This is a genomic window from Streptomyces sp. NPDC097129, from assembly GCF_055668065.1.
In genome coordinates this window covers 539,956-560,480 of sequence record NZ_JBVOQE010000001.1, presented here as the reverse complement: position 1 = coordinate 560,480, position 20,525 = coordinate 539,956, and the positions used below count along the sequence as shown (strand labels likewise).

The following is a 20,525-nucleotide window of genomic DNA, read 5'->3' as shown; positions in this document are numbered from 1 at the left end:
GGGCGACGAGGGCGGACGCTCAGCCGCGCTGGATGCCTGAGGTGTCCTGCAGCACGCCGCGGCGGCCGTCCTGCGTCTGCGCGACCAGGTGCGCACCGCGCTGCTCGACCGCCAAGTACCAGGTGCCTGGCGCCAGTTCGGCGATCGGCGTCGGCGAGCCGTCCTCCGCGTACAGCGGCCGCGGCACCGGCACCGCGAACCAGAACGGGGAGAAGTCCCCGGCCGGCGCCTGCGGCTGGGCGGCCTGCGGCTGAGCGGCCTGGGGCTGGGCGCCCTGCGGCTGCGCGCCGTACGGCTGGGCGCCGCCCGTCTGCGGCTGACCGCCGTACGACGGCTGCTGCGCGCCCGGGTAGCCGTAACCACTCTGCGGCTGGGCGCCGTAGGGCTGCGGGGCGGCGGGCTTCGGGGCGGGCATCAGCGGGGCCTGGAGCGCACCGACCAGCGGGGTGGCGAGGGCGCCCCCGGCCAGCACCACGGCGGCGAGGAAGCCCAGGATGAGACCGGCGCCGGCGTTGTGGGAATCGATCAGGGACCACAGCAGGACCCAGGCGACCACCACGGTCACGGCGGTGCCGAACGCTCCCAGGTCCTGGCCCGCGACCTTGCGGGGGCCGCCCGGCTGGTGACGGGCGAGGACGAACAGTGCGGCGCCGATCACCCCGGTCAGATAGGTGCCGAGCCCCAGCCCCAGGCTGTCCCACGCGTTCGGGTAGGCGGCCGCGTTGCAGTACGCGTCCGGTGCGTCACAGCCGGACAGGTCGAGGAACGACGCGATGAACAGCAATACCGCTGCTCCGATCACCACGCCGTCGCCTCGAGTGAGGGAGCGGATATTCACTTCAGGTCCTTCATAGGTCGTCTCGTCGTCGGAAGAGGCGTCGCCGTCACCATGTCGCCGTCAGGCCCCGGTGTGAAGCGCGGGGGGTGGCCCCTCATCGTAGGGACGACCTTATCGTCCGTCCGACGAGGCTGTCCGCAGGGAACAGCACGCTGGTCCCTACCCGCGCAGGAAACTCACGATTCCCTCAGAGATCCCTTGCGCCGCCTTCTGCCGCCAGGCGCCGCTGGTCAGCAGCGCCGCGTCCTTGCTATCGCGCATGTTGCCGCACTCGATGAACACCTTGGGAACCGTTGACAGATTGAGACCGCCGAGGTCCTTCCGCGTGACGATCCCGGTGCCGTCGCCCACGTAGTTGGAGGGCGCGCTGCCGGTGACGCGTACGAAGTTGCCGGCGATGCGCTCGCCGAGATCGGCCGAAGGGCCCACGATGGGGCGGGTGTCGGCGGATCCGGCGTGCACGGACGCGGGAAGGATCACGTGGAAGCCGCGGTTGCCGGGCGCGGAGCCGTCCGCGTGGATCGACACGACCGCGTCGGCGTGGGCGGTGTTCCCGATCCGGGCCCGCTCGTCGACGCACGGTCCGTACGGCCGGTCGCCGTCCTGCGTCAGCTTCACCGTGGCGCCCTGCGCCTGGAGCAGTGTGCGCATCCGGTGGGCGACGTCCAGGGTGAACCGGGCCTCGGCGTACCCGTCGTTGGTGGAGGTGCCGGTGGTGTCGCACTCCTTCCAGTTCGTGCCGATGTCCACCTTGCGGTCGATGGCGGCGGTGTGCTGGAAGTTGCCGGGGTTGTGGCCCGGGTCGATGACGACGACCTTGCCCTTGAGCGGACCCGAGGCCGCGGGAGCGGACGCGGAGGGGCCGGGGCCGGACGCTGCGGGGGTGGGCGAGCCGGCCGGCGGCTTGTCGTCGTCCCGCGCGGACGGGGAGGCGCCGCTGTGGCGGGGCGTCGCCACGGCCGGCGCCCGGTCCGCGCCGCCCGCGTCACCGGGGGCGCCGGCCGCCTCGTACACCAGCCAGCCGAGCAGCGCCCCCGGCACGAGCGCCGCGAGCCCCACGACCAGCGGGCGGCGGGAGCGGCGTGGCTGCGGTGGATCGAATTCCGGGCCTTGATACGACACGCCTGCCACCCTAACCGGGGCGGACGCCCGGTGTTCAGATACCGCCGCCCGTCCGCCGCAGCACCCGCAGCGACCCCGCCACGGACACCTCCGTGAACGCGCCCGACGCCAGCGCCCGCAGATAGATCCGGTACGGCGCCTGACCCGTGAACTCGTCCACCGGGTCAGGGAAGACGTCGTGGATGACGAGCAGCCCGCCCTCGGCGACGTGCGGGGCCCAGCCCTCGTAGTCGGCGCTCGCGTGCTCGTCGGTGTGGCCGCCGTCGATGAAGACGAGCCCGAGCGGGCTCCGCCAGATGGCCGCCACCTGCGGCGAGCGCCCCACGACCGCGACGACGTGGTCCTCCAGACCCGCCCGGTGCAGCGTCCGGCGGAACGCCGGCAGCGTGTCCATCAGCCCGAGTTCCGGGTCGACGGTCTCCGGGTCGTGGTACTCCCACCCCGGCTGCTGCTCCTCGCTGCCCCGGTGATGGTCGACGGTGACGGCGGTGACCCGGGCCTGCCGCGCGGCGTCCGCGAGCAGCACGGTGGAGCGCCCGCAGTACGTCCCGACCTCCAGCAACGGCAAGCCCAGCGCCCCCGCCCCGACAGCGGCCGCGTACAGCGCCAGCCCCTCGTCGACCGGCATGAACCCCTTGGCGGCCTCGAACGCGGCGAGGATCTCGGGCTTGGGGGCGGTGGACATGGGCGGCCTCTCGGTCGTACGGCTGAGCCAGGGGCCTTTATGCTGCCGCACCCCCCGGCCGGCTGTGGGACGGGGGGTGCGCACACAAAGGGGCCGCGGGGCTGTATCGATATGCGGCTCCGCCGCGTGGGCGCGACCAGTCACGACGAAGCCGCACCCGCCGAACGGCCTATCCGGCCACCTGCGCGGAGCGCTCCGTCTCACCGGGCAGTGACAGGTCGAGATCGACCGCCAGCTCACCCCCGGAGTGGCTCGCCGCCGAAGCCAGCGGAGCATGCCCGGAAGCCTTGGCCGCGATCACGTACGGCCCAGCCGCGGGCACGGCCAGCGCATAGCTGCCGTCTCCGGAGGACACCGTCGCCCCCGCCTGCCGCCCCCGCCGGTCGATGAGCGTGACCTTGGCCCGGGCGACCGGGGAGCCGTCGGCGGCCAGCACCCGCCCGCGGAAGCCCCGCAGTGCCTCTTCCGCCCGCGCCAGGTTGGCGTCCTCCTCGCTGGAGGCGACGAGCTGCACCGCCGCGGCCGGCTGCCGCCCCGGCAGCAGCAGGGCCATGGCCAGGCCCAGGGCCACCGCCACCGTGGCGATGAGGAAGGACACCCGGAACCCGTGCATGGTCGGGATCGCCGCGCCGCCGACGTGGTGGGCCGTGTTCGCGAGCACCATGCCGATCACGGCGCTCGACACGGACGTGCCGATGGACCGCATCAGGGTGTTCAGGCCGTTGGCCGCGCCGGTCTCCGAGGCCGGGACCGCGCCGACGATCAGCGCGGGCAGCGAGGAGTAGGCGAGGCCGATGCCCGCGCCGAGCATGACGGAGGTGACGACCGTCTGCCAGGCGGCGCTCATCAGGCCGAGGCCGCCGGCGTAGCCCACGGCGATCACCAGCAGGCCGGTGATCAGGGTGACCTTGGGGCCGTAGCGGGCGGACAGGCGGGCGTAGACCGGCGCCGTGAACATCATCGTCAGGCCCAGCGGGGCCACGCACAGACCCGCGACGACCATGGACTGGCCGAGGCCGTATCCGGTGGCGGTGGGCAGCTGGAGCAGCTGCGGCAGGACGAGGGAGACGACGTAGAAGCTGACGCCGACCATGATCGAGGCGAGGTTGGTGAGCAGCACCTCGCGGCGGGCGGTGGTGCGCAGGTCGACCAGGGGCGCCTTCAGGCGCAGCTCCATGACGCCCCACAGCAGCAGGACGGTCACGGCGGCGGCGAACAGGCCGAGCGTGGTGCCGGAGGCCCAGCCCCAGTCGCTGCCCTTGGTGATCGGCAGCAGGAGCAGCACCAGGCCGGCGGACAGGCCGAGCGCGCCGAGCAGGTCGAAGGAGCCCTCCGCGCGCATCGGGGACTCGGGGACGGTGAGGAGGGTGAGGACGATGGAGAGCACGCCGAGGCCGGCGGCGCCGTAGAAGAGGGCGTGCCAGTCGGCGTGCTGGGCCACCAGCGCCGCGGCGGGCAGGGCGAGGCCGCCGCCGACGCCGATGGAGGAGCTCATCAGGGCCATCGCCGAGCCGAGCTTCTCGCGGGGCAGGGTGTCGCGCATCAGGCCGATGCCGAGCGGGATCGCGCCCATCGCGAAGCCCTGGAGGGTGCGGCCCACGATCATCGTCAGCAGGTCGTCGGTGACGGCGCTCACCAGCGCGCCGACCACCATCACGGCGAGGCTGGCTATCAGCATGCGCCGCTTGCCGTTCAGGTCGCCGAGGCGGCCCATGATCGGGGTGGCGACGGCGCCGGACAGCAGGGTGGAGGTCAGGACCCAGGTGGCGTTGCTGGGAGCGGTGTGGAGCAGCTGCGGGAGGTCCTTGATCACCGGGACGAGCAGCGTCTGCATCACCGCGACCACGATGCCCGCGAAGGCGAGCACCGGGACGACGGCCCCGCTCGCTGACCGGGCGGGCTGGTCGGTCGTCGTTCGTGTCATGACCAGCAGCAACCCGTATGCATGGGCAACTATTCCGATGCTTTGGTCAGCTAACGATTTCTTGACCATGTCATGACCATCTGAGCGCACGTCAGCCCTCGGCCGCCGGCCGGGAAGGGGAGTGGTCCTGGGACGCCGTGGTCCTGGGGCACCCCCTTTCCCGGCGGGTGGTCCTAGGACCGCGGGCGGACCGGGCGCCCCGGCGAAATCCCGATGCAAGGGGCGCGGGCGGGTTGAGAGCATGACACCCATGCTCGAAGCCGCCGCCACCACCACCCGTACCCCCGCCCGCCCCGCACCCCCGACCTGGCTGGTCGTGGCGCTCGCCTGCGCCGGGCAGTTCCTCGTCGTCCTCGACGTGTCCGTCGTCAACGTGGCGCTGCCCTCCCTGCGTACCGACCTCGGCCTGAGCGCGCCGGGCCTGCAGTGGGTGGTGAACTCCTACGCCATCGCCTTCGCCGGGTTCATGCTGCTCGGCGGCCGGGCCGGCGACCTGTACGGGCGCAAGCGGATGTTCCTGGTGGGGCTCGGCCTGTTCACGCTGGCCTCGCTGGGCGGCGGGCTGGCCCAGGAGAGCTGGCAACTGCTGCTCGCCCGCGCCGTGCAGGGCCTGGGCGCGGCCGTACTCGCGCCCTCCACGCTGACGATCCTCACCGCGGCCGTGCCCGAGGGCGCCGCCAGGGCCCGCGCGATAGCCACCTGGGCGGCGGTCGGCGCGGGCGGCGGCGCGGCCGGCGGCCTGGTCGGCGGGGTGCTGGTCGACGTGCTGTCCTGGCGCTGGGTCCTGCTGATCAACGTGCCGGTCGGCGCGGTCGTCCTGGCCGGTGCGCTGGCCTGGCTCCCCGAGAGCCGCGCCGGCGACGGACGGCGCCTGGACCTGCCGGGCGCGGTCCTGGTCACGGCCGGCCTGGCCACCCTGGCCTACGGCATCTCGCAGACCGAGGCGCAGGGCTGGACGACGCCGCAGGCGCTGGCGCCGCTGGCGGCGGGGCTCGCGCTGATCGCCCTGTTCCTCGCCGTCGAGGCGCGCACCGCGTCCCCGCTGATGCCGCTCGGCCTGCTGCGGCTGCGCTCGGTGGCCTCGGCGAACGCGGCGATGTTCGTGAGCGGTTCGACGATGTTCTGCATGTGGTTCTTCATGACCCTGTACGCCCAGAACGTGCTGGGTTACAGCCCGCTCAAGGCCGGGCTCGCCCTGGTGCCCAGCTCGCTGGCCGTCGTCCTCGGCTCCAAGGCCGCCCCGCGGCTGATGCGCTCGGCCGGGCCGCGGACGGTGGCGGTGCTCGGCTCCCTGGTGGCGGCGACCGGGTTCGGCTGGCAGTCGGCGATGACCGCGCACGGCCCCTACGTAACGACGATCATGATCCCGGGTGTGCTGATGATGCTCGGCGGAGGCATGGCCATCACGCCGCTGGCCGCCCTCGCCACCTCGGGCGCGGCGCCGGGGGAGGCAGGGCTGGTCTCCGGTCTGGTCAACACCTCGCGCACGATGGGCGGTTCCCTGGGGCTGGCGGTCATGTCGACGGTCGCCGCGGCCCGCACGGGCGACGCCGGCACCCCGCAGGCCCTGACGGACGGCTACGCCCTGGTCTTCCGGGCGTCGACGGCGGTCCTGCTGGCGGGCGCCGCGCTGATGGTGGTCTGGCTGCCGCGCCGGGGCACGGCGCGGTGAGGCACGGGAGGGACTGAGGGGGCGCGGCGGGCTGAGGGGCGCGGCGCGGCCCGCGGTACGCCGATGAGTCCGGAGTTCCCGAAAAAGTGGCCCGGGCGTGCGGCGCAGGACCCCCGCCGCGCCCCGGCAACGGGTACCTGCCGCGGTTTCCCCGCACCCCCGGGGTGACGCCCTCCACCCCTCGCGCCGGCTCGCCCACGGCCCCAACACGGCTGGTGCGCAGGGCCGTTGAAGACACGCTGACCTGGGCATCGGCCCCTTCACCCGCCTACGATCCCGTGACCCGGCAGGCGAGGGAAGCGAGGCCCCATGGACCGCCACATCCGCACCACGGACGACGTACTGACGCTGCTGGACGGGCTGTTCGCGCCCGGCACGGACCGCTGGACGGCAAGGGCGGCCGGATGGTGGGACGGCTTCTACGCCGACCGGTCCCGGCCGGTGCCGTTCTTCGCGGACAAGCCGGACGAGCACCTGGCCGCCTGGCTGGACGCCGGCCGTATCACCGGGCGGCGCGCCCTCGACCTCGGCTGCGGCCCCGGCCGCAACGCCCGCCACCTCGCCGCCCGCGGCTTCCAGGTGGACGCCGTCGACCTGTCGCCGGCGGCGGTGGCGTGGGCCCGCGAGGCGACGGACACCGAGGCGGTCAGCTACCTGTGCGGCAACGCCTTCGATCTCATGCTCACGGACCTGACAGGACCGTACGACCTCGTCCACGACTCCGGCTGCTTCCACCATCTGCCGCCGCACCGCCGCGTCAGCTACCTCGCCCTGCTGGAGCGGCTGCTCGCCCCGGGCGGTCACTTCACCCTCACCTGCTTCGCGGCCGGCGCCATGGGCTCGGAGCTGCCCGACGCGGAGCTGTACCGCACCGGCGCGCTGCACGGCGGCCTCGGCTACACCGCCGAGTCGCTGCGCGCGATCTTCAGCGACCTGACCGAGCTGGAACTGCGCCGGATGCACGACGAGCCGGCCGACTCCCCGCACTTCGGGGAACCGTTCCTGTGGACGGCGGTGTTCCGGCGGGAGCCGTGACGGCGGGAGCGGGGCGGGGGAGCCGTGGGCCTACAGCCACCCCTGCCGGCGGGCCTCCCGCATCGCCTCCATGCGGTTGCGGGTGCCGGTCTTGCCGATCGCGGCGGACAGGTAGTTGCGGACCGTGGACTCCGACAGGCGTAGCACGGCGGCGATGTCGGCGACCGTCGCGCCGTCCACGGAGGCCTTCAGTACGTCGCACTCGCGCGCGGTCAGCGGACTGGGACCGGCGCTGAGCGCGGCCGCGGCCAGCGCCGGGTCGACGACCGTCTCCCCGGTCAGCACCCGGCGGATCGCCTGCGCCAGCTCCTCCACGGGCCCGTCCTTGACGAGGAAGCCCGCGGCGCCCGCCTCCATGGCGCGGCGCAGATAGCCGGGGCGGCCGAACGTGGTCAGGATCAGCACCCGGCAGTCGGGCGCCTGGCCGTGCAGCTCGGCGGCGGCGTCCAGCCCGCTCAGGCCGGGCAGTTCGATGTCCAGGAGCGCCACGTCGGGGCGGTGCGTCAACGCGGCGTCCACGATCGCGTCCCCCGTGCCGACCTGCGCCACCACCTCGATGTCCGGTTCCATCCCCAGCAGTAACGCCAGGGCCCCGCGCATCATCCCCTGATCCTCGGCGAGCAGCACCCGGATCGACTTGCCGGGTCGCCGCCCGCGGGGCATCTCCTCGTTCACCCGTTCAGCGTAGGCCGCACCGGCGTCCCGCACTCCGCTCACGTCGTGACCGGCTGCGCGAGATCCGCCGTCACCGGCAGCTCCGCCCGCACCACGAACCCGCCGCGCTGCCCGGCGCCGGCCGTCAACGTGCCGCCGGCCGCCGCCAGCCGCTCCGTCAGCCCCTTCAGCCCCGTACCCCCGACCGCGCCCTCGCGCGGGGCGACCGGCCCGCGCCCGTCGTCGCTCACCGTCAGCCGCACCCGTTCCCCCGACCCCGTCAGGGCTATCTCGCACCGCCGCGCCCCGCTGTAGCGGACCGCGTTCGTCACCGCCTCGCGCACCACCCACCCCAGCAGCGCCTCCGTCTGCGCGGCCGGAGACGGCCCCGAACGGCGCACGACCGGTTCGATGCCCGCCGCGGTCAGCGCCGAGCGCGCCCGGTCCAGTTCCGTCGACAGGCTGCCGTCCCGGTAGCCGGTGACGGCCTCCCGGATCTCGGTGAGCGCCTGCCGCCCGACCGACTCGATGTCGGTGATCTGCGCCAGCGCCGCGTCCAGATCGCGCGCCGCCAGCCGCCGCGCCGCCTCCGACTTGACCACGATCACGGACATGGTGTGCCCGAGCAGATCGTGCAGGTCGCGCGAGAAGCGCAGCCGCTCCTGCTCCACCGCCCGGTGCGCCAGTTCCTCCCGCGCGGCGCGCAGTTCACGCACGGCTTCGGACAGGGAGAGGATCGCGGCCGTCACCATCGTGGAGATCCACGTGGCGTACGCGATGGTCGTCCCGTCCCAGCCGTCGTGCGCGCAGGACACCGCGCCCGCGAGGACGGCCACGGCGACGCCGACCGCCTTCAGCCGCGGCCCGCGCACCACCGAGCCCGCGGCCAGCCCCAGCAGCGGGAAGAACAGCAGCCAGTTGCCGCCGTACCCGACGGCCAGAGCGCATGTCACCGCGGCCATCAGCCCCAGCGCCGTCGACGTGGAGCGCTCCTGCCGCTTCTGCTTGTCGAAGGCGCGGAAGACGACGTAGATGTACAGCGAGTTGAAGACCAGCAGTCCCAGCCCGCCGATCCACGGGTCGGGGGTGCGGGCCTGGAAGACGTCGGAGAACGCCCCCAGGCCCATCAGCAGCCAGGGCAGCAGAGTGAAACCGCTGGGCGGCGGCCCCGGGTTCTCCATGTCCTTCCCGCACCGACGCGCATCACGCTGGTCGTCCCGGCAGCGCGCCGTCTCCGCCCTGCCCCGTGCCGCTGCCTCCTGCCACGCCCGCAGCCGGCCTCCGACGTCGTCCCTGAACCCCATCCGTGCTCCCCCGATCGATCCGTTGCCGCGTCTTCAGCCGGTCTCACCACTGCGCCGGTACGCCCACACTGCGTACGCCCCGAACGCCGTCAGCCAGGCGGCGAGGACGAGCATCGCAGCCGCCCCCGGCACCTGTCCCGCCGCGACCGAGCCCGCCACCTCCGCGAACCGCGCGGTCGGCGTGCACACGGACAGCGCCCGCAGCCAGCCGGGGAACAGGGCGAGGGGGAACCACAGTCCGCCCAGCACCGCGAGCCCCAGGTTGCAGACCATGTTCGCCACAGCGGTGGTCTGCCCGGTGAGCCGGTAACCGTTGCCGAGCCCCAGCAGTGTGAAGGGCACCGAGCCCAGCCACAACACCACGGCCAGCACCGCCCACTGCCACACCGCCAGCCGTACGCCGTTGACGAGACCGCCCGCCGCGAGCACCGCGACGATGGCCGGAAGGACGGTCGCACCGCCGGTCAGCGCCCGGCCCGTGACCACCTCACCCGGCGTCATCGGCGTCACCCGCAGCTGCCGCAGCCAGCCGATCGCCCGGTCCTCGGCGACGCCGCCCCCGGTGCTGAGCGCCGAACCGACCGCGCCGTAGCCGGCCATGCCGACCATCGCGCCGGTTCGCCACGCGCCGGTGACCTCACCGAGGTTGGTGAACAGCAGGTACATCAGGACCGGCATGGCGATCCCGCCGATCACGAAACCGGGGTCGCGCAGCGTGCGGCGCACCTCCAGACGCAGATAGGCGAGCATCACACCACCGCCGGAGAGGTCAGGGCGAGGAACGCGTCGTCCAGCGACGCCGGAGCGACCTCCAGGCGGCGTATCGCGCCACGTTCGGCCAGCGCCATCACCGTCGCGTCGGAGTCGTCGGTGCGCAGGTGCGCCCGGTCCCCGCGCACCTCCACGGAGTGGACGCCGGGCAGCAGATGCAGACCCTCGGTGGAGCCCCCGGCCAGGTCGAAGGAGACCCGGTGGCCGCCGGCCGCCCGGCGCAGCTCCTCGCCGGTGCCGTCGGCGACGATCCGGCCCCGGTCGACGACCACGATCCGGTCGGCGTGCGCGTCGGCCTCCTCCAGATAGTGCGTGGAGAACAGGACCGTGCGGCCCTGCCGGGCGGGGGAGCGCAGCGACGCCCAGAAGGCGTGCCGCGCCTCCACGTCGAGCGCCGCGGTCGGCTCGTCCAGCACCAGCAGCGCCGGGTCCCCGGCCAGCGCCACCGCGAACCGCACCCGCTGCACCTGCCCGCCCGAGAGCCGGTCCACCCGCCGGCCGGCCAGCTCCTCGATCCCGGCCAGCCGCAGGGCCTGAGGTGTCGGCATCGGCTGCGGATAGCGGCCGGCCACGAAGCCGACGAGTTCGCCGACGGTGACCCGGGGCACCGCGCGCGCCTCCTGGAGCATCGCGCCGACCCGCCCGGAGCGGACCGCGGCCTGCGGCGGCGCGCCGAACAGCCGTACCGCGCCCGTGTCGGGGGCGAGCAGGCCGAGCAGCAGGGCGATGGTGGTGGACTTGCCGGCGCCGTTGCGCCCGAGCAGCGCCACGGTCTCGCCCTGGGAGATGTCCAGTTCGATGCCGTCGACGGCGCGCACCGCGCCGAAGGTCTTGACCGCCCCCGTGAAGGAGACGGCCGGTTCAGTGGTCGTCATGTCCTCGACAGTAGAGAGGACGGGCGCCGTCCGGCAGAGGCGCGTGTACGGACTCCGGCAGGACAAATGTCACGGCTACGGGGTGACTGACTGCCCGGCAGGTGACTGACTGTCCGTCAGATCCTTTGCCCCCGGGGTCGCTGGGTTATACAGGGGGAGCCGGAGCACACAAGGGAGCCGGCGACGTACAGGAGCCCCATGCCCATCGACCCAGCCCAGGCCCTCACGGCCGCGCCCCGGACCGTCGACATCTCCTGGAGTGCCAAGGACGTCCAGCTCTACCACCTCGGCATCGGCGCGGGCGTCCCCGCCACCGGCCCCGGCGAGCTGCGCTACACCCTGGAGTCCCGGCTGCACGTCCTGCCGGGCTTCGCCACCGTCGCCGGCTCCGGCCCGCCCGGCGTGATCAGCGCGCTGTCCAGGCCCGGCGTCGACGTCGACCTCGCCCGCGTCCTGCACGCCGGGCAGGCGCTGACCGTGCACCGCCCCCTCCCGGCCGAGGGCGCCGCGCGGGCCACCTCCCGCATCACCGCGGTGTACGACAAGGGCGCGGCGGCCGTCCTCGTGCTGCGCACCGACGTCGCCGACGCCGACGGCCCGCTGTGGAGCGACGAAGCCCACGTCCACGTACGCGGCGAGGGCGGCTTCGGCGGCGAACGCGGGCCCTCGACGCGCCCCGAGGCGCCCACCGGTGAGCCCGAGCGGGTCGTCGAGCGCGCGATCCGTGAGGACCAGGCGCTGCTGTACCGCCTCAGCGGCGACCTCAACCCCCTGCACGCCGACCCCGACTTCGCCCGCGCCGCCGGGTTCGCGCGGCCCGTGCTGCACGGACTGTGCACCTACGGCATGACGCTGAAGGCCGTCGTCGACACGCTGCTCGGCGGTGAGGTGACGCGGGTGCGGTCGTACCGCACGCGGTTCGCCGGTGTGGTGTATCCGGGGGAGACCCTGCGCATCCGCATGTGGCGCGCCGAGGGCGCCGTACGGGTCGCCGTGAGCGCCGTCGAGCGGGACGAAGCGCCCGTCCTCACCGATGCCGTGGTGCACCACTCCTGAAGCGCGGACGCCTACCGCAGTTCAAGGCCGTGGGACGCGGGTCCCGCAACGCGGAACGGCCCCGCCCGGAGTACCCGGGCGGGGCCGTTCACGTACGTGCCGTCAGGCCGCCGATCCGGCCTGTTCGGACGTCCTGCGGTGGCGGCCCTGGGGAGCCGTCTCGCCGTCCTGCGTCGAGACCGGACCCCGGTGCCTGCCGTGCCCGGCGGCTGCCCTCTCGGCCTCACGGCTCTGCGGCTGCGTCGTGCTGGCGTCGCTCATCGGAAGAACTCACCCCGTCAACATGATCTTTCCTTACAGCCGGGCGAGTGTAACCGGCGCACCTCGGGCGTCATCCAGCCGCACACGCCAACCGGCACTAGTTCGTTACAAGTCGTCCCAACGGCGCCTGCTGCAAGGGCACGGGGCGTGCCACGACCGGCTCGGGGGCCTCCTCGACCGGCTCCTCCAGGGCCGGCGGGGCCACCGGCTCCACGGTCAGCCGGGCCAGTCCGCAGGGCACCTCCTCGGTGGCGTACGGCAACAGCAGCGCGCCCTCGGGCGTGACGAGCCCCGCCCCGGTCAACCAGCCCGCGGGCGCCGGGAGATGGTGCACCCGCCGCTCGGCCGGCCGCCACACCCCGGCCCAGGTGCCCAGCGGCCCGTCGATGCGCAGCGCCACCGCGCAGCTCTCCGGCGTCAGCACCTGCCCCGGCTGGACGGCGAAGGGCGTGACCCGGCACTCCGGCAGCCTGAGGCTCTCCGGGAAGCGCACCGGCAAGGTGCTGCCCAGCACGCCCCAGCCGAGCCGGGGCTCGCCGGGCGCGGGGGCGTCCGAGGAGATGATCAGCAGGCCGCTGTCGGGGTCGGCGAGCAGCAGCCGGTCGTCGCTGGCCTCGGCGATCTGCAGCAGCGGTGACACCTCGCCGTCGCGCCCCAGGTCCACCACGACCGCCTTGGTCCGCCCGCCGGTCTCCCGGTCCAGGGCCAGCATCCGGCCGGCGTGATCCAGCCACACCCCGCCGGAGCAGCGCCCCGGCACCTCCGCCAGCCGCTCGGGTCCGAACGCCCCGCCCGCGACCAGCCACACCGTGCTGGAGCGCGGGCCCACCGCGAGCGCGTACGCCCGCTCGCCGCCCGGCGCCGGCGGCAGCAGCCGCAGCGTGCCGTCGTCGGGCACCGTCACCGCGCCGAGCGGCAGTTCGCCGGTGCCCGGGCCGGTGGGGTAGAGGAGGCAGAAGTCGTGGCGCTCGCCGACCCGGCGGCTGATCAGCACCCGGCCGTCCGCCATCGGCTGCACCTCGGTGCCGGCCTCCTCGGGCTGGTTGCCGGGCAGCGGCACGGCGTAGGGCTCGGGGCCGCCGAGGGTCCAGCGCTCGGGGAAGGGGGACTCACCGTCGTGGGCGAGACGCGCGGCATAGCCGCCGTCCACCGTGATCACGCACCCCGGCCGGGGGGACGAGCCGTCCTCGTGAGCCGCGGCGGGTTCGATCGCACAGGCCGTCATCGTTCGCTCACCTCCGGCGACGAAGCTAGTTTTCGCACGCACGGACGGGGCACGCGGCGGCCGTGCCTTCACACATAAGGGTGGTGCAGAAGCGATTCACCTGAGGAAAACGGGGCGAATGTGCTGAGCGACGCACACCTGGGCACAGGGGCGGCGACAGCTGTACAGAGGGGCAGATCAGCCAGGTAGCCTTGCACCCGTGCCCCGTCTGTCTGAAGTCATCGCCGCGCTGGAGAAGCTGTGGCCCGCCGAGCGGGCCGAGTCCTGGGACGCGGTCGGCACCGTCGTGGGCGACCCCGACCAGGAGGTCACGCGGGTCCTGTTCGCCGTCGACCCCGTGCGGGAGATCGTCGACGAGGCGGTGAAGCTGGGCGCCGACCTGCTGGTCACCCACCACCCGCTCTACCTGCGCGGTACGACCACGGTGGCGGCGTCCCACTTCAAGGGCCGGGTCGTGCACACGCTGATCAAGAACGACATCGCCCTGCACGTGGCGCACACGAACGCGGACACCGCCGATCCCGGCGTGAGCGACGCGCTCGCCGGCGCGCTGGACCTGCGTGTCCTGCGGCCGCTCGTGCCGGACCCGAGCGATCCGGAAGGCCGCCGGGGCCTCGGCCGGATCTGCGAGCTGGACCACCCGACGCCCCTGCGCGAGTTCGCCGCGCGCGCCGCCGAACGCCTGCCCGCCACCGCCCAGGGCATCCGGGTGGCCGGCGACCCGGAGACGACGATCCGCACGGTCGCCGTCAGCGGCGGCTCCGGCGACAGCCTCTTCGACCAGGTCCGCGCCGCCGGCGTCGACGCCTTCCTCACCGCCGACCTGCGCCACCACCCGGCGAGCGAGGCGGTCGCCCACACTTCCCTCGCGCTGCTCGACGCGGCGCACTGGGCCACCGAATGGCCCTGGTGCGAGCTGGCCGCGAGCCAGCTCGACGAGATTTCCGACCGGCACGGATGGGACCTGCGCGTCCACGTCTCGAAGACGGTCACCGACCCCTGGACCAGCCACTCCCCGTCACCTGGAGCCCCCAACTGAACGCCGCGCCCGCCGACCAGATCCGACTCCTCGACGTCCAGGCCCTGGATGTGCGCCTGCAGCAGCTCGCGCACAAGCGGAAGACGCTGCCCGAGCACGCCGAGATCGAGTCGCTCACCAAGGACCTCACCCAGCTGCGCGACCTGCTCGTGGCCGCGCAGACCGAGGAGAGCGACACCGCCCGCGAGCAGACCAAGGCCGAGCAGGACGTCGACCAGGTCCGCCAGCGCGCCGTCCGCGACCAGCAGCGCCTGGACTCCGGCGCCGTGACCTCGCCGAAGGACCTGTCCAACCTCCAGCACGAGATCGCCTCCCTCGCCAAGCGGCAGGGCGACCTGGAGGACGTCGTCCTGGAGGTCATGGAGCGCCGCGAGGCCGCCCAGGAGCGGGTGCGCGAGCTGACCGAGCGGGTCTCCTCCGTCCAGGCGAAGATCGACGACGCGACCGGGCGCCGCGACGCCGCGTGCGGCCAGATCGACGGCGAGGTCGCCTCGGTCACCAAGGAGCGCGAGGTCGTGGCGGCCGCCGTGCCCGCGGACCTGCTCAAGCTGTACGACAAGCTGCGCGCCCAGCAGGGCGGCGTCGGCGCGGCCAAGCTCTACCAGCGCACCTGCCAGGGCTGCCGCCAGGAGCTCGCCATCACCGAGATGAGCGAGATCCGCAAGGCCGCGCCGGACACCGTGGTGCGCTGCGAGAACTGCCGCCGCATCCTGGTGCGCACGGCCGAGTCCGGGCTGTAGGGAGCCGCACGGGTGCGGGAGTTCATCGTCGAGGCCGACGGCGGGTCGCGGGGCAACCCGGGGCCCGCGGGGTACGGCTCCGTGGTGCTGGACGCGGCGAGCGGGCAGACCCTCGTCGAGCGGGCCGAGTACATCGGCGTCGCCACGAACAACGTGGCCGAGTACCGGGGGCTGCTCGCCGGGCTGCGTGCGGCGCACGAGCTCGACGCGTCGGCGTCGGTGCACGTCCGGATGGACTCCAAGCTCGTCATCGAGCAGATGTCGGGCCGCTGGAAGATCAAGCACCCGGCGATGAAGCCGCTCGCGGCCGAGGCGGCGGCGGTGTTCCCGCCCGGCCAGGTCACCTACGAGTGGATCCCGCGGGAGAAGAACAAGCACGCCGACCGCCTGGCCAACGAGGCGATGGACGCGGGCGGCCGCGGAGAGCAGTGGACGCCGTCGGCGTCCCGCGCGGAACGGGACACGGCCGCGTCCCCCGAACCGCAGGGCCCGCCCGGCGACGCGGCAGCGGGCGCGGCCCCCGCCCGAGCGGCACTGGCCGAGGTACGCGCGGGCGCCGACGTACGCGCGGCACTGCCCGACGCACGCGCGACGGCCGACGTGCGCGCGGCGGCCGACGTACGCGCGGCGAGGACGGTCGCGGGGACGACGGGGCGGGGGGTGGCTGCGGCGGGGGCACGGGATGCTGTGCTGGCACAGGATGCCGCCGCTCCGACGCGCGCCGTAATGGCGCAGGATGCCACGTTGGCGGCCAGTGCCACGATGGCGGCCAGTGCCACGGCGGCGGTCTCTGCGGCGGCCGACGATGCCGTCCCGGCAGGTCGTGCCACCTCGGCGAAGGGTGCCGCTCCGGCGGATTCCGCCTCGGCAGGCTGTGCCGCCGCGAGGCCCAACGCCGCCACGACAGGTCATGCCACCCCGGCAGTCGGTGCCGCCCCGGCTGATCCCGCCGCGGCAGACCGTGCCAACCCGGCAGTCGGTGCCACCCCGGCTGACCCCGCCGCGGCAGATCGTGCCACCGCGGCGGCCGGCCGCGCTGCGGCAGACCGTGCCACCCCGGCAGCCGGCGCCACCCCGGCTGACCCCGCCGCGGCAGATCGTGCCACCGCGGCGACCGGCCGCGCTGCGGCAGACCGTGCCGTCCGGCCAGTCGTTGCCACAGTCGCCGCCACCCCGACGACGAGCGCCGCCCCTCCGCCCCCGAGCCAAGCAGCCCCCGCCTCCGAGACCTCCGCTCCCGGCTGGGGGGCCGCCCCCGATCTCGGTGCTCCCGCCACCTTTGTGCTGCTCCGGCACGGGGAGACGCCGTTGACGCCGCAGAAGCGGTTTTCGGGCAGTGGCGGTACCGACCCCGCCCTCTCCGGCGTCGGCCGGGAGCAGGCCGAGCGGGTGGCCGCCGCGCTCGCCCGGCGCGGCACGATCCAGCACATCGTCGCCTCCCCGCTGGCCCGCACCCGTGAGACCGCCGGCATCGTCGCCGACCGCCTCGGCCTCGAGGTGGCCGTCGAGGACGGCCTGCGCGAGACGGACTTCGGCGCGTGGGAGGGGCTGACCTTCGCCGAGGTCCGCGAACGCCACCCCGACGACCTGAACGCCTGGCTCGCCTCGCCGGACGCCGCGCCGACCGGCGGCGGCGAGAGCTTCGCGGCCACCGCCACCCGGGTCGCGGCGGCACGAGACAAACTGATCGCGGCGTACGCGGGCCGCACAGTCCTGCTCGTCACACACGTCACGCCGATCAAGACGCTGCTCCGGCTCGCCCTGGGGGCGCCCCCGGAGTCCCTGTTCCGCATGGAACTGTCGGCGGCGTCCCTGTCGGTCGTGGCGTACTACGCCGACGGCAACGCCAGCGTCCGCCTGTTCAACGACACCGGGCATCTGCGCTGAGCGTCAGCGGCCGCGCCCGCTGAGCGCGGCCGCTTCCCGGGCCAGCCGCTCGATCCGGGCCCAGTCGCGGGCCGCAACCGCGTCCGCCGGCACCATCCAACTGCCGCCGACGCAGCCGACGTTGGGCAGGGCCAGATAGTCGGGCGCCAGCTCCGGGGTGATGCCGCCGGTGGGGCAGAAACGGGCCCGCGGCAGCGGTCCGGCCAGCGACGTCAGATACGCCGTGCCGCCCGCGGCCTGCGCCGGGAAGAACTTCATCTCCCGCACCCCACGCTCCAGCAGCGCCACCACCTCCGACGCGGTCGACACCCCCGGCAGGAACGCCAGCCCGGACGCCGTCATCGCCGTCAGCAGACCGTCCGTCCACCCCGGGCTCACCAGGAACCGCGCCCCGGCCGCCACGCACTCGGCCACCTGCTCCGGCGTGATCACCGTGCCCGCGCCGGCCACCGCGCCCGGCACCTCCTGCGCGATCGCCCGCACGGCGTGCATCGCGGCGGACGTGCGCAGGGTCACCTCGATCGCGGGCAGCCCCCCGGCGACCAGCGCCCGCGCGAGCGGTACGGCGTCGGCGGCGTCCTGGAGGACCACGACCGGCAGGACAGGGGCGAGGTCGAGCACGGAGACGGGAGCGGGCGCGGGTGCGCAGGCAGGCGCCGGTGCGGAGGCAGGCTGAGACTCGGGCATGGCGTCATCCTGCCCGTCCGATGCGCAGGGCGCAAAGGCTGTTGCAAGGCTTGCAACGACCCTCCAGCCCCCGCCATAACCCTCTTGTGGCAGCCCTTGGCAGCGCTCAGTGGACCTCGTCCACCAGCACGTCCAGTGACCACGGCCGCCCCGCCTTCGCCGGAGCCTGCGCCTCCACGACGTACCCGAGATCCCGCAGCGCCTCCACCAGCCGCGCCGGGCCCTCCGGCGCCGCCCCGGCCGTCAGCAGGCTGCGCACGATCCGTCCCTTCGTCGCCTTGTTGAAGTGGCTGACCACCTTCCGGGTCGGCGCGTGCAGCACCCGCACCGTCGCCGTGCGTCCCGCGACCTCGCCCTTCGGCTTCCACGCCGTCGCGTACGCCGCCGACCGCAGGTCCAGCACCAGACCGTCCCCGGCCGCCTCCGGCAGCACGGACGCCATCGGCTCGCGCCAGTACGCGCCCAGCGCCCCGAGCCCGGGCAGCTTCACACCCATCGAGCAGCGGTAGGAGGGGATCGCGTCCGTCACCCGCACGGCACCCCACAGCCCCGAGAACACCAGCAGCGCTTCCGCCGCCCGCTTCCGGGCCGAGGCGTCCAGCGAGCCCAGGTCCAGGGCGTCGTACAGCACCCCCGTGTACACCTCACCGGCGGGCCGCGCGCCGGACTCGCGCAGCGCGGCGTTCTTCGCGACCTCCCCGCGCAGCCCCTCGCTCAGCCCGAGCACCTCGCGCGCCTTGTCCTCGTCGGCGGCGCACAGCTCGACCAGCTCCTCCAGCACGGTCTGCCGCGCGGGGGTGAGGCCCGCCAGCGACAGCGACTCCAGCGACAGCGGGGCGCCGGGGCCGGAGGGGGCCTTGCCCTCGGAGGGCGGGAGAAGGACGAGCACGGGGTTTCTCCTTTCGGGGGGACCGCCACAGCGTACGGCGTGCCCCACGGCCGCCCGCGCCCTACGGTGGCCCTATGCCCCGCTGCCCCGTGCACGTGACCGGCGCCCCGGAGGGACCGATGCGCAGCGCCCTCGACGCGCTGCGCACCCGGCTCGCCGTCCCCGGTCCCTTCCCGCCCGAGGTGCTCGCCGAGGCCGGCCGGGCGGCCCGGGACCCGGTGCTGCCGGTGCACGACGCCACCGACGTTCCGCTGTTCACCATCGACCCGCCCGGCTCGCTGGACCTGGACCAGGCCCTGCACCTGTCCCGGCAGGGCGTCGGCTACCGGGTGCGGTACGCCATCGCCGACGTGGCCGCCTTCGTCGTACCGGGCGGGCCGGTGGACCGGGAGGCGCAGCGGCGGGTGCAGACCCTGTACTTCCCCGACGGCCGCGTCCCGCTGCACCCGCCCGTGCTGAGCGAGGGGGCCGCGAGCCTGCTGCCGGGGCAGACCCGGCCCGCCGTGCTGTGGACGATCGACCTCGACGCCGACGGCCGGACCCGCGACGTCGACGTCCGCCGGGCCCTGGTGCGCAGCCGGGCCCGGCTCGACTACGCGGGCGTGCAGCAGCAGATCGACGCCGGCACCGCGGAGGAACCGCTCGCCCTGCTGAAGACCGTCGGGCAGCTGCGGGAGGCGCAGGAGGCAGAGCGCGGCGGTGTCTCGCTGCGCGTGCCCGAGCAGGAGATCGTCCCGCGCGACCACACCTACGAACTCGCGTACCGCGCCCCGCTCGCCACCGACGGCTGGAACGCCCAGATCTCCCTGCTCACCGGCATGGCCGCGGCCCAGCTGATGCTGGCGCACGGCACGGGCGTCCTGCGCACGCTGCCGCCGACCCCGCTCGGCGCCGTCGACCGGCTGCGCCGCACCGCGTTCGCGCTGCACATCGACTGGGCGCACCACGTGTCATACGCGCAGCTCGTCCGCTCCCTCGACCCGCGCCTGCCGCGGCACGCCGCCTTCCTCCAGGCGTGCGCCACGGTGATGGGGCACGCCGAGTACACCGTCTTCCGTGACGGGCGGATCCCGGAGCTGACCACGCACGCCGCGGTCGCCGCGCCGTACAGCCACTGCACGGCTCCTCTGCGCCGCCTCGTCGACCGCTGGGCCTCCGAGATCGCGCTGGCCGCCTGCGCCGGGCAGGAGCCCCCCGAGTGGGCGCGCGCCGCGCTGGACGTGGTGCACGACCGGATGGCCGAGGGCGGCCGGCTCGCGAGCAAGGCCGACCGGGCCTGCGTCGACCTGGTGGAGGCGGTGGTGCTGCAGGACCAGGTGGGGCAGGTCTTCCAGGGGTGCGTGGTGGAGCTGGACGACCACCGCGGGACCGTGCAGGTGGAGTCGCCCGCGGTCATCGGGGAGATCCGGGGCGCGAGCCCCGACCTGCTCGGGCAGCGGCTGCCGGTGCGGCTCACCCAGGCCGATCCGCAAGCGGCGAAGGTGAGCTTCGAGCCGGCCTGAGCGCGGCAGGGTCCAGGGGCACGATCGGGGGAACGGTGCCCGTCGTTCCGTACGGTGACCGCCGGGTGCTCCAAGCTGGCCTGGAACAGACGAGAGGGGGGACAGGGCGCCAATGGAATGGGACCCGGTCGTGAAGGGACGTATGACCGACTGGTTCGCGGACCTGGACACCCCGCAGGGCATCCGGGTGGAGCTCATCGAGGGTGACATGGCCGTGACCCCGCTGCCCGAGGGGAACCACGAACACTGCATCAGCCGAATCGTGGGCCGGCTGTGGACCCGCCCCTTCGGAAAGCCGCTCCGCCTGCCCGAGCCCTTTGCCTTCGACCTGGACACCTCGGACTTTCTCTGAGCCCTCC

Annotated in this window: 20 protein-coding genes; 8 read left to right on the top strand and 12 right to left on the bottom strand. The window is 74.3% G+C overall.

Annotated elements, in window-relative coordinates; all coding sequences use genetic code 11:
* Positions 1-19: 19 nt before the first annotated feature.
* The 4 genes from AC0B9F_RS02525 to AC0B9F_RS02510 form a co-directional block, all read right to left on the bottom strand.
* Complete coding sequence (locus AC0B9F_RS02525; protein WP_471998368.1) at positions 20-838, bottom strand: hypothetical protein; 819 nt, start codon at positions 836-838, stop codon at positions 20-22.
* Positions 839-997: 159 nt separating this feature from the next.
* The gene (locus AC0B9F_RS02520; protein WP_471998367.1) at positions 998-1,960 is read right to left on the bottom strand and encodes an N-acetylmuramoyl-L-alanine amidase; all 963 of its coding nucleotides are present in this window, start codon (positions 1,958-1,960) and stop codon (positions 998-1,000) included.
* A 34-nt stretch (positions 1,961-1,994) separates the two neighbouring features.
* A complete protein-coding gene (locus AC0B9F_RS02515; protein ID WP_471998366.1) occupies positions 1,995-2,645 on the bottom strand; it encodes a class I SAM-dependent methyltransferase in 651 nt (216 codons plus the stop codon).
* A 169-nt stretch (positions 2,646-2,814) separates the two neighbouring features.
* On the bottom strand, positions 2,815-4,569 hold the full coding sequence (locus AC0B9F_RS02510) for an MFS transporter (protein WP_471998365.1): 1,755 nt from the start codon (positions 4,567-4,569) through the stop codon (positions 2,815-2,817).
* A gap of 241 nt (positions 4,570-4,810) precedes the next feature.
* Here AC0B9F_RS02510 and AC0B9F_RS02505 point away from each other — a divergent pair, with 241 nt between their 5' ends.
* Positions 4,811-6,241 carry an MFS transporter gene (locus tag AC0B9F_RS02505; protein ID WP_471998364.1) on the top strand — a complete coding sequence of 477 codons (1,431 nt, stop codon included), beginning with the start codon at positions 4,811-4,813 and terminating at the stop codon, positions 6,239-6,241.
* A 309-nt stretch (positions 6,242-6,550) separates the two neighbouring features.
* Positions 6,551-7,276 carry a class I SAM-dependent methyltransferase gene (locus tag AC0B9F_RS02500; protein ID WP_471998363.1) on the top strand — a complete coding sequence of 242 codons (726 nt, stop codon included), beginning with the start codon at positions 6,551-6,553 and terminating at the stop codon, positions 7,274-7,276.
* A gap of 30 nt (positions 7,277-7,306) precedes the next feature.
* Here the strand turns inward: AC0B9F_RS02500 and AC0B9F_RS02495 are convergent, their stop codons facing one another.
* From AC0B9F_RS02495 to AC0B9F_RS02480, 4 genes are read right to left on the bottom strand one after another with little or no spacing between them, the layout of a single operon-like run.
* Positions 7,307-7,939 (bottom strand): response regulator, encoded by a 633-nt coding sequence (locus tag AC0B9F_RS02495; RefSeq protein ID WP_471998987.1) that lies wholly within the window; start codon positions 7,937-7,939, stop codon positions 7,307-7,309.
* Positions 7,940-7,989: 50 nt separating this feature from the next.
* Positions 7,990-9,234, bottom strand: coding sequence for a sensor histidine kinase (locus tag AC0B9F_RS02490; protein ID WP_471998362.1), 1,245 nt, complete (start codon positions 9,232-9,234; stop codon positions 7,990-7,992).
* A 33-nt stretch (positions 9,235-9,267) separates the two neighbouring features.
* Positions 9,268-9,984 carry an ABC transporter permease gene (locus AC0B9F_RS02485; protein ID WP_471998361.1) on the bottom strand — a complete coding sequence of 239 codons (717 nt, stop codon included), beginning with the start codon at positions 9,982-9,984 and terminating at the stop codon, positions 9,268-9,270.
* Positions 9,984-10,880 carry an ABC transporter ATP-binding protein gene (locus AC0B9F_RS02480; RefSeq protein WP_471998360.1) on the bottom strand — a complete coding sequence of 299 codons (897 nt, stop codon included), beginning with the start codon at positions 10,878-10,880 and terminating at the stop codon, positions 9,984-9,986. The genes AC0B9F_RS02485 and AC0B9F_RS02480 overlap by 1 nt, the downstream gene beginning before the upstream one ends.
* A 198-nt stretch (positions 10,881-11,078) precedes the next feature.
* On the opposite strand from AC0B9F_RS02480, the gene AC0B9F_RS02475 reads away from it, so the two are divergent.
* Positions 11,079-11,936 carry a MaoC/PaaZ C-terminal domain-containing protein gene (locus AC0B9F_RS02475; RefSeq protein WP_471998359.1) on the top strand — a complete coding sequence of 286 codons (858 nt, stop codon included), beginning with the start codon at positions 11,079-11,081 and terminating at the stop codon, positions 11,934-11,936.
* 102 nt (positions 11,937-12,038) lie between these two features.
* On the opposite strand, the gene AC0B9F_RS02470 is transcribed toward AC0B9F_RS02475, so the two are convergent.
* Positions 12,039-12,197 carry a hypothetical protein gene (locus AC0B9F_RS02470; RefSeq protein WP_471998358.1) on the bottom strand — a complete coding sequence of 53 codons (159 nt, stop codon included), beginning with the start codon at positions 12,195-12,197 and terminating at the stop codon, positions 12,039-12,041.
* 97 nt (positions 12,198-12,294) lie between these two features.
* Positions 12,295-13,422, bottom strand: a complete 1,128-nt coding sequence (locus AC0B9F_RS02465; RefSeq protein WP_471998357.1) for a hypothetical protein — start codon at positions 13,420-13,422, stop codon at positions 12,295-12,297.
* A 199-nt stretch (positions 13,423-13,621) separates the two neighbouring features.
* Between AC0B9F_RS02465 and AC0B9F_RS02460 the strand changes: the two genes are divergently transcribed.
* Genes AC0B9F_RS02460 through AC0B9F_RS02450 form a run of 3 tightly spaced genes read left to right on the top strand, consistent with a single transcriptional unit; the run spans position 13,622 to position 17,088 of the window.
* Positions 13,622-14,461 carry a Nif3-like dinuclear metal center hexameric protein gene (locus tag AC0B9F_RS02460; RefSeq protein WP_471998356.1) on the top strand — a complete coding sequence of 280 codons (840 nt, stop codon included), beginning with the start codon at positions 13,622-13,624 and terminating at the stop codon, positions 14,459-14,461.
* On the top strand, positions 14,458-15,201 hold the full coding sequence (locus AC0B9F_RS02455) for a zinc ribbon domain-containing protein (protein WP_471998986.1): 744 nt from the start codon (positions 14,458-14,460) through the stop codon (positions 15,199-15,201). Before AC0B9F_RS02460 ends, AC0B9F_RS02455 begins: the two co-directional genes overlap by 4 nt.
* A 12-nt stretch (positions 15,202-15,213) precedes the next feature.
* Positions 15,214-17,088: a bifunctional RNase H/acid phosphatase gene (locus tag AC0B9F_RS02450; protein WP_471998355.1), complete on the top strand. Its 1,875-nt coding sequence runs from the start codon at positions 15,214-15,216 to the stop codon at positions 17,086-17,088.
* Positions 17,089-17,091: 3 nt separating this feature from the next.
* Here AC0B9F_RS02450 and eda read toward each other — a convergent pair whose 3' ends face one another.
* Positions 17,092-17,775: a bifunctional 4-hydroxy-2-oxoglutarate aldolase/2-dehydro-3-deoxy-phosphogluconate aldolase gene (gene eda, locus AC0B9F_RS02445; protein WP_471998354.1), complete on the bottom strand. Its 684-nt coding sequence runs from the start codon at positions 17,773-17,775 to the stop codon at positions 17,092-17,094.
* Positions 17,776-17,881: 106 nt separating this feature from the next.
* Entirely contained in the window at positions 17,882-18,664 is a 783-nt protein-coding gene (gene yaaA, locus AC0B9F_RS02440; RefSeq protein ID WP_471998353.1) for a peroxide stress protein YaaA, read from the bottom strand.
* A 74-nt stretch (positions 18,665-18,738) separates the two neighbouring features.
* Here yaaA and AC0B9F_RS02435 point away from each other — a divergent pair, with 74 nt between their 5' ends.
* The gene (locus AC0B9F_RS02435) at positions 18,739-20,166 is read left to right on the top strand and encodes an RNB domain-containing ribonuclease (protein ID WP_471998352.1); all 1,428 of its coding nucleotides are present in this window, start codon (positions 18,739-18,741) and stop codon (positions 20,164-20,166) included.
* Positions 20,167-20,308: 142 nt separating this feature from the next.
* The gene (locus AC0B9F_RS02430) at positions 20,309-20,518 is read left to right on the top strand and encodes a hypothetical protein (RefSeq protein WP_471998351.1); all 210 of its coding nucleotides are present in this window, start codon (positions 20,309-20,311) and stop codon (positions 20,516-20,518) included.
* Positions 20,519-20,525: the final 7 nt, after the last annotated feature.

What these genes read in the sequence shown, in the direction of transcription:
- AC0B9F_RS02485 (WP_471998361.1), bottom strand. Translation starts at nt 9,984, where the DNA reads ATGCTCGCCTATCTGCGTCTGGAGGTGCGCCGCACGCTGCGCGACCCC.
- AC0B9F_RS02480 (WP_471998360.1), bottom strand. Translation starts at nt 10,880, where the DNA reads ATGACGACCACTGAACCGGCCGTCTCCTTCACGGGGGCGGTCAAGACC.
- AC0B9F_RS02490 (WP_471998362.1), bottom strand. Translation starts at nt 9,234, where the DNA reads ATGGGGTTCAGGGACGACGTCGGAGGCCGGCTGCGGGCGTGGCAGGAG.
- AC0B9F_RS02495 (WP_471998987.1), bottom strand. Translation starts at nt 7,939, where the DNA reads ATGCCCCGCGGGCGGCGACCCGGCAAGTCGATCCGGGTGCTGCTCGCC.
- AC0B9F_RS02515 (WP_471998366.1), bottom strand. Translation starts at nt 2,645, where the DNA reads ATGTCCACCGCCCCCAAGCCCGAGATCCTCGCCGCGTTCGAGGCCGCC.
- AC0B9F_RS02505 (WP_471998364.1), top strand. Translation starts at nt 4,811, where the DNA reads ATGACACCCATGCTCGAAGCCGCCGCCACCACCACCCGTACCCCCGCC.
- eda (WP_471998354.1), bottom strand. Translation starts at nt 17,775, where the DNA reads ATGCCCGAGTCTCAGCCTGCCTCCGCACCGGCGCCTGCCTGCGCACCC.
- AC0B9F_RS02430 (WP_471998351.1), top strand. Translation starts at nt 20,309, where the DNA reads ATGACCGACTGGTTCGCGGACCTGGACACCCCGCAGGGCATCCGGGTG.
- AC0B9F_RS02470 (WP_471998358.1), bottom strand. Translation starts at nt 12,197, where the DNA reads ATGAGCGACGCCAGCACGACGCAGCCGCAGAGCCGTGAGGCCGAGAGG.
- AC0B9F_RS02475 (WP_471998359.1), top strand. Translation starts at nt 11,079, where the DNA reads ATGCCCATCGACCCAGCCCAGGCCCTCACGGCCGCGCCCCGGACCGTC.
- AC0B9F_RS02465 (WP_471998357.1), bottom strand. Translation starts at nt 13,422, where the DNA reads ATGACGGCCTGTGCGATCGAACCCGCCGCGGCTCACGAGGACGGCTCG.
- AC0B9F_RS02510 (WP_471998365.1), bottom strand. Translation starts at nt 4,569, where the DNA reads ATGACACGAACGACGACCGACCAGCCCGCCCGGTCAGCGAGCGGGGCC.
- AC0B9F_RS02500 (WP_471998363.1), top strand. Translation starts at nt 6,551, where the DNA reads ATGGACCGCCACATCCGCACCACGGACGACGTACTGACGCTGCTGGAC.
- AC0B9F_RS02435 (WP_471998352.1), top strand. Translation starts at nt 18,739, where the DNA reads ATGCCCCGCTGCCCCGTGCACGTGACCGGCGCCCCGGAGGGACCGATG.